A 14,922-nucleotide genomic window follows, 5' to 3' on the forward strand; every position below is an offset into this window, starting at 1 on the left:
AATGTGGAAGAAGATGTCATAAGTTTTTTAGCGGACTTACAACATACACGTCAATTTTCAGAAAAGACCATTTTAGCTTATCAAGGAGATCTAAATGACTATGCTTCTTTTTTAAGCGAATCAGGTGAGCCCAATTACTTAAACGTTGATTATCAAGACTTACGTATCTATCTGTCTTATTTATATGATAAAGGTTACAGTCGTTCGTCTATTAGTCGCAAGCTTTCAAGTTTAAGAAGTTTCTATCAATTTTTACTTTCTCAAAATAAAGTTGAGGAAAATCCTGTTACATACGTACAAATTAGGCAAAAAAATCAAAAATTGCCACGCTTCTATTATGAAAAAGAAATGACACAGTTGTTTGATGTTGCCTATGCTGGCGACCGTCCATTAGATTATCGTAACTGTGCGCTATTAGAATTAATGTATGCAACGGGCATCCGTGTATCCGAAGCGACCGGTATTCGTCTATCCGATATAGATACGACGACGGATATTTTACTTGTGCATGGAAAAGGAAATAAAGAGCGTTACGTTCCTTTTGGACACTATGCCAGTGAAGCAGTTCAACACTATATCAATCATGCACGTCCGAAGTTAATGAAGAAGGCAGAACATTCTTACTTATTCGTGAATGCGAAAGGCCAACCATTAACAACCAACGGTGTAAGGTATATTTATAAAGAACTGGTAAAAAAAACGACGTTAACATCCGACATACATCCACATATGTTGCGCCATACTTTTGCAACGCATTTGCTAAATAATGGAGCAGATATGCGAACTGTCCAAGAACTTTTAGGACACGAAAGTCTGTCGTCAACACAAATTTACGCACATGTGACGACAGAAAATTTACAGAGCACGTATCGTCATTTTCACCCGCGTGCTTAAAACTGATTATAAATGAAAGAGGTAACGATTATGGGATATACGACATTTCATTCTACGACCATTTGTGCTGTAGAAAAAGACGGAAAATTTGCAATGGCTGGTGACGGTCAAGTAACAATGGGAGAATCTGTTGTCATGAAAGGGACTGCCAAGAAAGTACGAAAAATCTATCACGACCAAGTCGTGGTTGGGTTTGCAGGAAGTGTAGCCGATGCATTTAATTTAGAAAATAAATTTGAAGCAAAATTGAATGAATTTAAAGGGAATTTAACCCGTGCCGCTGTTGAATTAGCAATGGAATGGCGTCAAGATAAAATGATGCAAAAATTGGAAGCGATGTTAATCGTGATGAATGATAAAGAGATGTTGGTTGTTTCTGGGACAGGCGAAGTTATCGCTCCAGATGACGGCATTTTAGCGATTGGATCAGGTGGCAACTATGCTTTAGCTGCAGCACGCGCCATGAAACGTCATGGTCACGAGAATTTAACTGCGGGCGATATTGCTCGAGAAGCGCTTCATGTGGCTGGAGACATTTGTGTCTATACAAATCATAATATTATCGTAGAAGAATTATAAAAGGTAGGATGTGTAAACCATGAGTAAAACACCAAAAGAAATAGTAGCAGAACTAGACCAATATATTATCGGTCAAAATAAAGCAAAAAAAGCCGTAGCTGTGGCTTTACGTAATCGATACCGTCGCATGCTTTTAGATGAAGAGATGCAACGAGAAGTCACACCTAAAAATATGTTAATGATTGGACCAACGGGTGTTGGTAAAACAGAAATTGCCCGTCGTCTGGCGCGTATTGTGAACGCTCCTTTTGTAAAAGTCGAAGCAACCAAATTTACAGAAGTAGGTTATGTCGGCCGTGATGTTGAATCAATGGTGCGTGATTTAGTAGAAGCCAGTATCCGTATCGTGGAAAAAGAGCAGCACGATCGGGTATACCATCGAGCACGTAAAGCAGCTAACGACCAATTAGTTAAAATTTTAGTGCCAGGTATTAAGAAAGAGCAAAAACAAGCGCGCAATCAAATGGAAATGATGATGCAAATGATGAATAGTTTCCAACAAGCGCCGGAAGAAGAAAAAGAAGAAGTCAATGAAACGATTAAAACAAATCGTCGAACAGTAAAAGATCAGTTAGATAAAGGGTTATTGGAAAATCGTGAAGTGACGATTGAAATTGAAGAGCCTTCAATGAAAATGCCTAGTATGAATAACGGTTTAGAACAAATGGGAATTGATTTAGGTGATACACTCAATGCCCTAACACCTAAGAAAAAAATCAAACGCACGGTGACAGTCAAAGAGGCGCGTGATATTTTAATTCAACAAGAATCTGAAAAACTTGTCAATAAAGCGGATATTCATAGTGAAGCAATTAAATTAGCAGCTAATAGCGGTATTATCTTTATCGATGAGATTGACAAAATTACGTCAAAATCACAACAATCTGGTGAAGTGTCACGTGAAGGCGTTCAACGAGATATCCTACCAATCGTAGAAGGATCGCAAGTTAATACAAAATACGGCACGATAGCAACCGACCATATCTTATTTATTGCTTCAGGGGCTTTCCATTTAAGTAAACCAAGTGATTTGATACCGGAGTTGCAAGGTCGTTTCCCAATTCGTGTTGAGCTTGATGATTTAACGGCAGAAGATTTCGTTCGCATCTTAACAGAACCGGAAAATGCCTTAATAAAACAATATCGTGCTTTACTTGAAACAGAAAATATCTCGGTAACCTTTACCAAAGAGTCCATTGAACGCTTAGCGGATATTGCTTATAAAGTAAACAGTGAAACAGATAACATCGGTGCACGCCGTCTTCATACTATCTTAGAACGTCTATTGGAAGATTTATTATTTGAAGCGGGCGATATGGATATGGGTGACATTATGATTACTGAAAATTATGTAAATGAAAAATTAGGAGACATAGTGAAAGACGAAGATTTATCACGTTATATTTTATAATATGCCAAGATAAGGAGTCATCTATGGAAAATTTACTTGAAAAAACTCGTAAAATTAATGAGTTATTACAACAAAAAAATAGTTTTAAAGAAGAGTTAGAACTGCCGTACAATCAAATGGCAGCTATTTTAGGTGATACGCTTGATGCCAATACCTATATTATTGATAAAAATGGTAGCGTGCTAGGATATCATGTCGAACATGACGTGAATAATCAACGCGTTAAAAATATGGTAGATTCACGTCAGTTTCCACTCGACTATACTCAAGAAGTATCAAGATTACCAAAAACAGAAGTCAATATTCCAATGAGCGATGATAAAACAGTCTTTCCTAAAGAATTTAGTGATGAATATCCTGAATCGGCTACGTCAATTATTCCGATATTTGGTGCGGGCGAACGATTAGGCACGATTATTCTAGGGAGAATTTCAGAGCGCTTTGGAGCGGATGATTTGATTTTAGCGGAGTATAGTGCCACTGTTGTTGGTATGCAAATACTTTATGAACGTTCACGTTCGATTGAAAATGATATACGTGAAACGACAGCCGTGCAAATGGCGATTAACAGCTTGTCTTATAGTGAATTGGTTGCAGTTAAAGCGATTATTGAAAAGTTAGGCAATCATGATGAGGGACGTATTACGGCTTCGAGTGTTGCAGATGAAATAGGCATTACGCGCTCTGTAATTGTCAATGCGTTGAGAAAATTAGAATCAGCAGGTGTTATCGAATCACGTTCGTTAGGTATGAAGGGAACATATTTAAAAATTATTAATCCGCGTTTACAAGAAGAATTAGCCAAACAAAGCGTATAAGGAGTGTGTTTAACCAGTGAGTTACAGCATTCAAAATCAATGGGTGATAGCGACATTTAAGACAGAAGGAGCAGAATTAACCAGTCTAAAACGTCGTGATTTAGATATCGAGTATTTATGGTCGGGTGATGCCACGTATTGGGGACGTCATGCCCCCGTATTATTCCCAATTGTCGGTCGTTTAAAAGATGATAGTTATCATTATCAAGGACAGACGTACCACATGAGTCAACATGGTTTTGCGCGTGATAAAGAATTTAAAGTGACTGAGGTTGGAGATGAGTTTATCCGTTTTTCATTAAGCGCGGATGAAGAAACGTTAGCCGTCTATCCTTTTCGATTTAAACTCGAGATTGAATACCGTTTAGAACAAAATCAGCTAATATGCTCATACCATGTGTCAAATGAAGGTGAAACGGAAATGTTTTACTCTGTTGGTGGACACCCTGCTTTTAATGTGCCGATAGATGGACAAGGAAGCTTTGCTGATTATTATTTAGATTTCTATCCGATGAAGTCACGTCTATTATTACCTTTGCAAGGTGCATATGTTGATGAAGACGCCGTAACGCTAGGTCAAACTAATACACGAATCGCGATTCAGCGTGAATTATTTAAACAAGATGCTCTCATTTATCAAACGACTGGCGAAAATAGCTTTAGCATCCGCTCAGATAAAACGGACCGTGCTGTGACTGTTATGTTTGATAATATGGATTTTGTTGGTATTTGGAGTCCTTATCCAAAAGATGCCCCTTTTGTTTGTATAGAACCTTGGCAAGGTATCGCGGATACGGTTACGAGCAATGGAAATTTAGAAGAGAAGAAAGGAATTCAACGCTTGTCACCTCAAGCTTCACAAGTTAATTCCTATACGATTCGTTTAGATTAAAAAAGAGCGGTACCTAAAAGGTATCGCTCTTTTTATTACTCACCAATCAGTTTGGCAAGTTGTTGAAATTTTCTATTTTGAGCTGCGGCGATTTGTTCATTAGTAAGAACACCTTGATAAATATTAACGCCTTTTTGTAAAGAAGGAGTCTGACGCAAGACATCATTTAAATCATGGGTCGCCATTTGCATCGCATATGGAAGTGTTGCGTTTGTTAAAGCAATCGTAGAAGTACGTGCGACATTACCAGGCATATTAGGTACGGCATAGTGGATGACACCATGACGAACGTAAGTTGGATTGCTATGAGAGGTCACGTGGTCAATCGTTTCAAAAATACCACCTTGGTCGACAGCGACGTCTACGATGACAGAACCTTCTCCCATACTTGCGACCATTTCTTCTGTTACAAGAGTAGGGGCTTTAGCACCGGGAATTAAAACGGTACCGATGACAACATCTGCTGTTTTTACTGTTTCAGCAATATTATGCGCATTTGAAATTAGTGTCTGTATTTCATTCCCAAACAACGCATCAAGTTCGGCTAAACGTTTTTGGTTAACATCTAAAATCGTAACATTTGCGCCTAAACCAATAGCGATTTTAGCAGCATTCGTCCCAACATTTCCGCCACCTATAATGACGACGTTACCTTTCTTAACACCAGGAATACCGGCTAAAAGAATCCCTTTGCCCCCTTTTGACTTTTCTAAAAGCTGAGCACCAATTTGCACACTCATACGACCAGCGATTTCACTCATCGGTATGAGTAAAGGAAGTGAGCGATCCTCTAATTGAATGGTTTCGTAAGCAATCGCTGTTACTTTGGCATCGATTAACGCTTGTGTTAATTCTGTGGCTGGAGCTAAATGTAAATAAGTAAAGAGAATAAGATTTTCACGGAAATAGTGATATTCACTTGGCTTTGGTTCCTTTACTTTCATGACCATGTCAGCTTGCCACACGAAAGCAGGGTCATCTGATAAAATCGCACCAGCTGCTTCATATGCGTCATCTGTAAAACCAGAACCTTCACCAGCATTTTTTTCTACACGTACTTCATGTCCTTGTTTAAGAAATGCTTCAACGCCAACAGGTGTCAGAGCTACTCGATTTTCATTATCGAGAATTTCTTTCGGTATTCCGATAATCATATTTTAACCACCTTTTCTATTTAACTACCATTTAATTGTAACATGAAAAAAGATGAGTTAAAAATAATACCTTGATTTTTTTATTTTTTGCTGCTACGTAAACCAAAAGGAACGCGACTTTCCGTCCCATTTATAATCCGTTTGATGTTTTCACGGTGTCTTAAAATAATAAAAAGTGTAATGACTATTGCTAAGCTAATAAGTAGAGGGTCTTTATGCGCTAAAATAGCAGGAGCAATATTTGGAATAAAAATAGTTGACAAAGTAATGAGTACGGCAGCAATCATGCTTGTCAAACTAACAGTGCTGGTGATTAAAAGCGTAATCACAAAAATAGAAGCTGAATATAAAAAGAAAATAGGTGAGTAGGCTAATAACATGCCAGCGCTGGTTGCAACGGCTTTTCCTCCTTTAAAATGAGCAAAAATCGGAAAGGTATGGCCTAAGATAGCGGCTAGACCAGCCCATAATGGATTAATACTTAAGTGAAAGAAAAGAGGTAAATATGTTGCTAGAGTCCCTTTTAAAATATCCATGAATAAGACCATGAGACCGGCTTTTTTACCTAACACACGAAATGTATTCGTTGTACCAGAGTTACCACTTCCAAACTGGCGAATATCCTTCTGATAAAAAGCTTTGCCAATCCAAACACCTGAAGGAATGGAGCCTAATAAGTAAGCAAATAATAAAACGACGAGAGTCATTGGAATAAGTCCTTTCTGTATATTAGTGTGTTTTATTTTATCATGAATAACATCTAGCGACAATCTAATCCATCTCAAGACGGATTAACTTTTTTTCAACGGTATGTTAAACTAACTATGTGATGAAAGGGTTACTCAGTTCGGGAAGGAATGGTTAGTATGGCGATAGGCACACATCGTCCCACACGAATTATCGTTAATTTGGACGCAATTAAACAAAATATACAGCAGGAGCGAGAGCAACTAAAAGACAATCAGGAAATATATGCTGTGGTAAAAGCAAATGGCTATGGTCATGGAGCTGAAGCTGTCTCAAAAGCCGCTTTAGAAGCAGGGGCGACAGGCTTATGTGTGGCTATTTTAGATGAGGCTATAGCATTAAGAAAAAGTGGTATTGAGGCGCCTATTTTAGTATTAGGTGTGACGGATGTCAGAGATATTACTTTAGCCGTTAATTATAATATCATTTTAACAGTGCCAAGTCTTAAATGGTTGGAAACAAGTTTACCCGTGCTTGAAACATCTCAAGTGACCTTACGTTTTCACCTTAAATTAGATACTGGAATGGGACGGATAGGAGTCAGAGAGCGTGAGGAATTAAAAACATTGTTAGAAGTGGTTAAGGCTTCTCCTTACTTAAGTTTAGAAGGTGTTTTCACTCACTTTGCCACGGCTGATAGTGAGAATGAGGATTACTTTAATCATCAAGTCACAAGATTTAAACAACTACTCGAGTGTTTTGAAGAACTTCCTCAGCACGTCCACTGTGCTAACAGTGCCACTGCTATATGGCATGATGATTTACCAACAACGATTATTCGTTATGGAATTGGGATGTATGGCTTAAATCCGTCAGGCACTAGCTTGTCTTTGCCGCATCCATTACTTCCCGCTTTAAAATTAGAAACGGAATTAGTACATGTTAAGCAAGTTCAAGAAAAGACGTCGATAAGTTATGGCGCGACATATTCAGCGAACCCAGGGGATTGGATTGGAACGTTACCGATTGGTTATGCTGACGGATGGGTAAGAGCAATGCAAGGTTATATCGTGATGATAGATAATCAGCCATGTGAAATAATTGGTCGCGTTTGTATGGACCAATGCATGGTTAAACTTCCATATTACTTGCCAGAAGGTACAGCGGTTTCTTTAATCAACAGTGAAGTTTCAGAAAGAATTTCTCCCACTGCGATTGCCGAGTATTTAGGAACGATTAATTATGAAGTTTTGTGTTTATTAAGTGAACGTATACCAAGAGTCTATCAATAAGCCGTCGTAAAAAACAGTTCAGCACTGAACTGTTTTTTCCTTTTATCGTATTTTCACTAGTCAAATTGAATTAAAATATGCTATTATTCACAATGGATTTTGCAAAAAATAATTTTTAGCGTATGATATAAAAGAATAGAAACGGAACATATGTTTCGATAAGTTATGCGAATATTGCAATATAAGGAGTCTCAACCATGCCAAAAAAAGTACAAAATGAATATAATGACGCCTCTATTCAAGTCTTAGAGGGATTAGATGCGGTAAGAAAACGTCCAGGAATGTATATTGGATCAAATGACACGCGTGGACTTCATCATTTAGTGTATGAAATAGTTGATAACTCAGTAGATGAAGCGTTGGCTGGCTACGGTAATCAAATTGATGTCACGATTTATAAAGATGGTAGTATCGGTGTCAAAGACTATGGAAGAGGGATGCCGATTGGGATGCATCAATCAGGCGTTCCAACAGTACAAGTTATCTTTACCATTCTTCACGCAGGTGGGAAGTTTGGACAAGGTGGCTATAAAACGTCAGGTGGACTGCACGGTGTAGGAGCCAGTGTGGTTAACGCGCTTTCTGAATGGCTAGACGTGACCATCGTCAGAGATGGCGTTGTATATGAGCAACGTTTTAAAAATGGTGGAAAACCAGATGGAACACTTAAAAAAATGGGGAAGACGAAAGAAAAAAATGGGACGACCATTCGATTTTTACCAGACGCAAGTATTTTTACTACGACTAATTTTTCTTATCATGTCTTAGCGGAACGCTTGCGAGAGTCAGCTTTCTTATTAAAAGGTTTAAAAATTACCCTACGAGATGAGCGTTCTGAAGAAGTGGTGGAAGATGTTTTTCACTATGAAGAAGGTATTAAAGAGTTTATCGAGTATTTGAATGAAGAAAAAGATGACTTGACGCCAGTGGTTTACTTTAGTGGTGAACGTGATGACATTGAGATTGAATTTGCTTTTCAATATAATGACGGCTACTCTGAAAATATTTTATCTTTTGTAAATAGTGTTCGGACAAAAGATGGCGGGACGCACGAAATGGGTATGAAAACCGCGATGACAAAAAGTTTTAATGAATATGCTAAACGAACGGGACTTTTAAAAGAAAAAGATAAAAACTTAGATGGAAATGATTTTCGTGAAGGACTGACGGCGATTATTTCTGTTAGAATTCCAGAAAATATTTTGCAATTTGAAAGTCAAACGAAGGTAAAATTAGTAACTGTCCCCGCAAGAACGGCTGTAGAATCGCTCGTTAGTGAGCAATTTGGTTTTTATTTACAAGAACATAGTGACATTAGTGATATGCTTATTAGAAAAGCTATCAAAGCACGTGAAGCGCGAGACGCGGCACGAAAAGCGCGTGAAGATAGTCGTAATGGGAAAAAACGAAAGAAAACGGATGCGTTGCTTTCAGGAAAACTGACACCTGCACAATCACGAAATCCTAAGAAAAACGAACTTTATTTAGTGGAGGGGGATTCTGCTGGAGGCTCAGCTAAGCAAGGAAGGGACCGTCGTTTCCAAGCAGTGTTACCATTACGTGGTAAAGTCATTAACACTGAAAAAGCTAAACTAGAAGATATTTTGAAAAACGAAGAGATTAATACGATGATTCATACAATTGGTGCAGGTTATGGCGCTGATTTTACTTTAGAAGATTGTAACTATGACAAGATTATTATTATGACCGATGCGGATACAGATGGTGCGCATATTCAAACATTGTTATTAACATTCTTTTATCGTTTTATGACACCGTTAGTTGAAGCGGGACGTGTCTATATTGCGTTACCTCCTCTTTATAAAGTGTCTAAAGGACGAGGGAAGAACGAGAAGATTGCGTATGCCTGGACAGATGAAGAGCTAGAAACAGTGACACAAGATGTCGGTAAAGGATATACGTTACAACGCTACAAAGGTCTAGGTGAAATGGACGCGACACAACTTTGGGAAACAACGATGAATCCTGAATCGCGGACGTTAATCCGTGTGACACTGGATGAAGAAGATGGTGAATCTGGTAGTAACGAAAAAATCGTGTCCACGTTAATGGGCGATAAAGTGGATAAACGTCGTCGTTGGATAGAAAACAACGTCGCCTTTACCCTAGAAGAAAGTGGAAGTATTTTAGAAGAAGCCCAAGAAAAAAATTCCCTTGAAACTGCAACCGCAATTAGCTTGTTTGAGGAAACAATGGATGAAGGTGGAGAAGAATAATGGGACGTAATCAATCTATACAGGAATTGGCACTTAAAGATGTTATGGGAGACCGTTTTGGTCGTTATTCCAAATATATTATTCAAGAGCGAGCATTACCCGATATTCGCGATGGATTAAAACCGGTACAACGTCGGATATTATATGCGATGCATCAAGACGGTAATACTCACGATAAAGCATTTCGAAAATCTGCCAAAGCCGTCGGAAATATTATGGGGAATTATCATCCACATGGAGATAGCAGTATTTATGAAGCAATGGTTAGGATGAGCCAAGATTGGAAATTGCGAAATATCTTAGTTGAGATGCACGGTAATAATGGGAGTATGGATGGTGATCCACCTGCTGCAATGCGTTATACAGAAGCACGGCTTTCTCAGTTAAGCAACGAGTTGTTATCTGATATTGAAAAAGAAACAGTCGACTTAGTATGGAACTTTGATGATACTGAAAAAGAACCGACTGTTTTACCAGCGCGCTATCCTAACTTATTAGTCAACGGTTCGACTGGTATTTCAGCTGGTTATGCAACCGAAATACCACCGCATAATTTAGGAGAAGTGATTGACGGGACAGTATATTTAGTGGACCATCCTAATGCGTCACTTGAAAAATTAAACGAGTTTATCAAAGGACCTGATTTTCCAACAGGGGGCATTTTACAAGGGCAAAAAGAACTGAAAAATGCTTATGAAAAAGGTAAAGGCCGTGTTGTACTTCGCTCGAAAGCAGCCATTGAAGATATTAAAGGTGGTCGTCAACAGATTGTCATTACGGAGTTGCCGTATGAAGTCAATAAAGCGGTATTAGTTAAAAAAATGGACGAAATGCGCTTAAATAAAAAGGTCGAAGGGATTTCGGAAGTCAGAGATGAATCTGACCGTACGGGTTTAAGAGTCGTCATCGAATTGCGTAAGGATGCAAATGCAGAAGGTATTCTTAACTACTTATATAAGAATACAGATTTACAAGTTAATTATAACTTTAATATGGTCGCCATTGACAATCAACGTCCGAAGCAAGTATCATTACGCGATATTTTATTAGCGTATGTTAATCATCGTCAAGATGTTGTCACAAGACGCTCTCAGTTTGAATTAAAACGCGCTCAGAGAAGACAACATATTGTTGAAGGATTAATGAAAACTCTCTCGATTCTCGACCAAGTGATTGCCACGATTCGTCAAAGTAAAGATAAGAAAGATGCGAAGCTAAACTTAATGGCCGCGTATCAATTTACAGAACAACAAGCAGAAGCAATCGTTTCTTTACAATTATATCGCTTAACTAATACTGATATTACAGCGTTACAAAAAGAAGCGAAAGAATTAGCGGAAGAAATCGAGATTTTAACCAATGTTCTATCCGATAGTCATGCTTTGAATCGCGTGATAAAAAAAGAATTGCGTGAAATAAAAAAACAATATGCGACGCCACGTTTAACAAAAATCGAAAAAGAAATTGAAGAGATTGTCGTGGAAACAGAAGTTTTAGTTGCGCAAGAAGATGTTGTAGTTAGTGTGACGCGCGAAGGCTATTGGAAACGTAGTAGCACGCGTTCTTACAGTGCATCAGCTGCAGAAGAAATTGGAATGAAAGAGTCTGACTATGTGGTTTATGCAGCGCAACATCATACGTTAGAACAATTACTTTTTGTCACGTCAAAAGGGAATATGCTCTATCGACCTGTTCATGAGTTGCCTGAATTAAGGTGGAAAGATGTAGGGGAACATATCTCTCAATCTCTAACAGGCATTACCTCGGATGAGGAAATCATTGCTGTCTTCCCTTATGAAGAGAAGATGGCAGAGGAGACCTTTGTCTTTATTAGCCGTAATGGTATGATAAAACAGACGAAAATCAAAGAGTTTGCACCATGGCGGACGTATAAGACACGCCCGACAATGTGTATGAATTTAAAAGAAGCCGATGAAATTGTCAACGTCTATCAAGTGCAAGAGCCGATAGGATTAGATGTTTTCCTAGTGAGTCATCGTGGATTTGGTTTAAGATATGCGTTAGAGGAAGTCAATACGGTTGGGCCACGCGCCGCAGGTGTTATTTCGATGAATCTAAAAGAGGATGATTACATTATCAATGGGCTATTAGTGTATTCAGAAGGGGATACGCCGATTACCTTAGTGACACAACGTGGAGCGGTGAAACGGATGCTAGCACAGGAGATTAGCCCGTTGAGTCGTGCTAAACGTGGAATCATGGTTATTCGTGAGCTTAAGAAAAATCCTCATCGCTTAGTTTATTTAAAAGAATCTGAAAGTGATGACGAGATGATTTTACTTACACAAAAAGGAACTCAGCATACAGTTAAGTCGTTAGACTATCCGATAAGTGACCGTACATCAAATGGGTCATTTGCTTTAGATGAATCTAAAGAAGGAGCAGTAGTACGTGTCCATGCGCAACAACGCTTGTCTGATTTATTAGATAGTCATTCTTCAGCAATAAATAATGGCTAAAATTAACACCTTAATCGCTCAATAATAGGAGCGGTTAAGGTGTTTTTATGATAAAATGATGAAAAGGAGTGAACAAGATGAAAATGAGATTAGAAAACAACTTTAATGATAACCTTAATCGCATTATGCCTTCACCAATTCGTTCATTTGATCAAGCTGTAAGTCAGATTCCTGGAATTATCAAATTAACGCTAGGTGAGCCAGATTTTGCAACACCAAAAGCGGTTAAAGAAGCAGCAAAATCTGCGATTGATTTAGATTATTCGCACTATACCCATAATGCAGGCACACTTAATCTGCGAGAAACTATTGCTGATTTTATGTCAGCACGACATCAGTTATCTTATGATGCAGACACAGAAATCACAGTGACAATTGGGGCGACAGAAGGGTACGCAGCTGCACTTCTGACTGTTTTAAACCCGGGTGACTGTGTCTTGATTCCGACACCCACTTTTCCGGGTTATGAACCCGTCGTGACAATGGCGGGGGCGGAAGCGATTCATCTTGATACGTCATCCACTGATTTTGTGCTAAGTGCTGAACAGTTAGAAGCTGTGTTTGCTACTCATGGTGAACGGATTAAAGCAATTGTTTTAAATTATCCGAGCAATCCAACTGGGGTTACCTATACGGAGGAAGAATTAGCAGCGTTGGCACGTGTATTAAGAAAACATGATGTGTTTGTCATCGCTGATGAAATCTATGCGGAATTAATTTACGATGTTGAGCATATTTCAATTGCCCGTTTTCTACCCGAGCAAACGATAGTCGTTCAAGGTCTGTCTAAATCCCATGCTATGACAGGGTGGCGAGTAGGATTTGTCTGCGCCCCTGCATATATCACGACAGAAATTCGTAAGACGCATCAGTTTTTAGTGACGTCTACGCCCACGATGTTGCAAGTGGCGAGTGAAGTTGCTCTGAGAGAAGCTATGGATGCAACTGAAGAGATGCGCCAAGCTTATCAAATACGCCGCGATATTGTATGTGACGCTTTGGCTAGCTTGAATATGGAAGTCGCAAAACCAAATGGCGCTTTCTATGTTTTTGCCAAAATTCCTGAAGAGTTAGGTCTAGATGATAATGAGTTTTGTGAACGCTTGGCAGAGCGTGCGAAATTGGCAGTAATTGCTGGTTCTGCTTTTGGTCCGGGAGGAGAAGGGTACGTGCGCATTAGCTACGCTGCTGATGTCGAAACGTTACGCTATGCGATGAATCGTTTGAGCCGTTTTTTAAATGGAAAACTCTATTTATAAAAATGAAAAAGCTCATTACCTATGAATAGGTAATGAGCTTTTTCTCCAAAACTTTACCGTGTCTTCCACAAAACACTTAATGGTAAAGGGGCATTCCTATAAAAAGGAATGCGTGTCGCCTCATCGCATAACGGAATTATAGCACATACTGTTTAGAATGACAATTTAAATTTATTAGAAATATGGTATAATAACGTGGCACTGCTTTTTAATACAAAGGACGTGAAGATATGCAAGAAGAATATCTCGCTATTTGTGATAGTCAGCAACAAGTAATCGGAAAAAAATCACGGGCAGCGGTTCATCGAGATGGGGATTGGCATCAAACTTTTCATTTTTGGGGCTATCATTATAATGATCGAGGAGAGTTAGAGTTGTTATTGCAACAGCGAAGTCAAAAGAAACAGGACTTTCCTAACCAATTTGATATGACGGCATCTGGGCATATTCAATTTAATGAAACGATTGAGGATGGTCTTAGAGAAGTAAAGGAAGAAATAGGCTTATCTCTAATGTGGTCTGAATTAGAACCACTCATGGTTTATCCCATTTCATACAAATTGGAGGATTGGATAGATAATGAGTTTAGTCATGTTTATCTCTATCTTTTATCTCCGAAAGAAATGGAAGCGACTTTTTTACAAGAGGAAGAAGTAGAAGGGGTATACTGGTGCTCACTCTCAGAACTAACGAAAGTGGTAAATCAATCAAATTACGCGACTGAAGTAAAAGGTTACCGGCAAGAAGAAGGCAACAAGATACCGACTAAGAAAATACTCAGACGGTCTCGAATGTGTATAGATGCTCCGAGTTACTACCACAGTTTAATTGAAAAATTAAACCAAAAACAAGCGCGAGAAAGGGGCGTCAAACATGAACATTGAAAAAACTAATCGTATGAATGCGTTATTTGAGTTTTATTCCACCCTTTTAACTGAAAAACAAATGAATTATATGGAATTATACTATGCCGATGATTTTTCTTTAGGTGAAATTGCCGAAGAATTTAACGTGAGTCGACAAGCAGTCTATGATAATATAAAGCGTACAGAAAAAATACTAGAAGCGTATGAAAAAAAGTTGCACTTATATTCTAATTATATTATGCGAGAATCGCTTTTAGAAAAAATGAAAGACTATCTAAAAGATACATATCCAGAAGAGGATATGTTAGCCAACTGGATTAAAGAATTACAAGAAATAGAAGAATAAAGGGGTA

At 38.5% G+C, this 14,922-nt stretch carries 13 protein-coding genes; 11 read left to right on the plus strand and 2 right to left on the minus strand.

Annotated elements, in window-relative coordinates:
• The first annotated feature begins 3 nt into the window (after positions 1–3).
• Genes xerC through CBF33_RS03260 form a run of 5 tightly spaced genes read left to right on the plus strand, consistent with a single transcriptional unit; the run spans position 4 to position 4,594 of the window.
• Positions 4–894, plus strand: coding sequence for a tyrosine recombinase XerC (xerC, locus tag CBF33_RS03240; protein WP_126761561.1), 891 nt, complete (start codon positions 4–6; stop codon positions 892–894).
• 30 nt (positions 895–924) lie between these two features.
• A complete protein-coding gene (gene hslV / locus CBF33_RS03245; protein ID WP_023605768.1) occupies positions 925–1,473 on the plus strand; it encodes an ATP-dependent protease subunit HslV in 549 nt (182 codons plus the stop codon).
• Between the two features lie 19 nt (positions 1,474–1,492).
• Positions 1,493–2,884 (plus strand): ATP-dependent protease ATPase subunit HslU, encoded by a 1,392-nt coding sequence (hslU, locus tag CBF33_RS03250; protein ID WP_023605769.1) that lies wholly within the window; start codon positions 1,493–1,495, stop codon positions 2,882–2,884.
• 23 nt (positions 2,885–2,907) lie between these two features.
• Positions 2,908–3,702, plus strand: coding sequence for a GTP-sensing pleiotropic transcriptional regulator CodY (codY, locus tag CBF33_RS03255; RefSeq protein WP_126761563.1), 795 nt, complete (start codon positions 2,908–2,910; stop codon positions 3,700–3,702).
• 16 nt (positions 3,703–3,718) lie between these two features.
• Positions 3,719–4,594, plus strand: a complete 876-nt coding sequence (locus tag CBF33_RS03260) for an aldose 1-epimerase family protein (protein ID WP_126761565.1) — start codon at positions 3,719–3,721, stop codon at positions 4,592–4,594.
• Positions 4,595–4,629: 35 nt separating this feature from the next.
• Here the strand turns inward: CBF33_RS03260 and ald are convergent, their stop codons facing one another.
• A complete protein-coding gene (gene ald / locus CBF33_RS03265) occupies positions 4,630–5,748 on the minus strand; it encodes an alanine dehydrogenase (protein WP_126761567.1) in 1,119 nt (372 codons plus the stop codon).
• A gap of 80 nt (positions 5,749–5,828) precedes the next feature.
• Positions 5,829–6,455 (minus strand): glycerol-3-phosphate 1-O-acyltransferase PlsY, encoded by a 627-nt coding sequence (plsY, locus tag CBF33_RS03270; RefSeq protein WP_023605773.1) that lies wholly within the window; start codon positions 6,453–6,455, stop codon positions 5,829–5,831.
• Positions 6,456–6,614: 159 nt separating this feature from the next.
• Between plsY and alr the strand changes: the two genes are divergently transcribed.
• The 6 genes from alr to CBF33_RS03300 all read left to right on the plus strand — a co-directional run bounded on the left by alr (position 6,615) and on the right by CBF33_RS03300 (position 14,915).
• Positions 6,615–7,727 (plus strand): alanine racemase, encoded by a 1,113-nt coding sequence (gene alr / locus CBF33_RS03275; RefSeq protein WP_126761569.1) that lies wholly within the window; start codon positions 6,615–6,617, stop codon positions 7,725–7,727.
• Positions 7,728–7,924: 197 nt separating this feature from the next.
• On the plus strand, positions 7,925–9,964 hold the full coding sequence (gene parE / locus CBF33_RS03280) for a DNA topoisomerase IV subunit B (RefSeq protein ID WP_126761571.1): 2,040 nt from the start codon (positions 7,925–7,927) through the stop codon (positions 9,962–9,964).
• On the plus strand, positions 9,964–12,444 hold the full coding sequence (parC, locus tag CBF33_RS03285) for a DNA topoisomerase IV subunit A (RefSeq protein ID WP_126761573.1): 2,481 nt from the start codon (positions 9,964–9,966) through the stop codon (positions 12,442–12,444). The genes parE and parC overlap by 1 nt, the downstream gene beginning before the upstream one ends.
• Positions 12,445–12,527: 83 nt before the next feature.
• Positions 12,528–13,703 (plus strand): aminotransferase class I/II-fold pyridoxal phosphate-dependent enzyme, encoded by a 1,176-nt coding sequence (locus CBF33_RS03290; protein WP_126761715.1) that lies wholly within the window; start codon positions 12,528–12,530, stop codon positions 13,701–13,703.
• Between the two features lie 230 nt (positions 13,704–13,933).
• Positions 13,934–14,587 carry an NUDIX hydrolase gene (locus CBF33_RS03295; protein WP_126761575.1) on the plus strand — a complete coding sequence of 218 codons (654 nt, stop codon included), beginning with the start codon at positions 13,934–13,936 and terminating at the stop codon, positions 14,585–14,587.
• Positions 14,577–14,915: a putative DNA-binding protein gene (locus CBF33_RS03300; protein ID WP_023605779.1), complete on the plus strand. Its 339-nt coding sequence runs from the start codon at positions 14,577–14,579 to the stop codon at positions 14,913–14,915. Before CBF33_RS03295 ends, CBF33_RS03300 begins: the two co-directional genes overlap by 11 nt.
• The last annotated feature ends 7 nt before the right edge of the window (positions 14,916–14,922 follow it).

Source organism: Vagococcus lutrae (assembly GCF_003987555.1).
In the GTDB taxonomy this organism is placed as follows: domain Bacteria; phylum Bacillota; class Bacilli; order Lactobacillales; family Vagococcaceae; genus Vagococcus_A; species Vagococcus_A lutrae.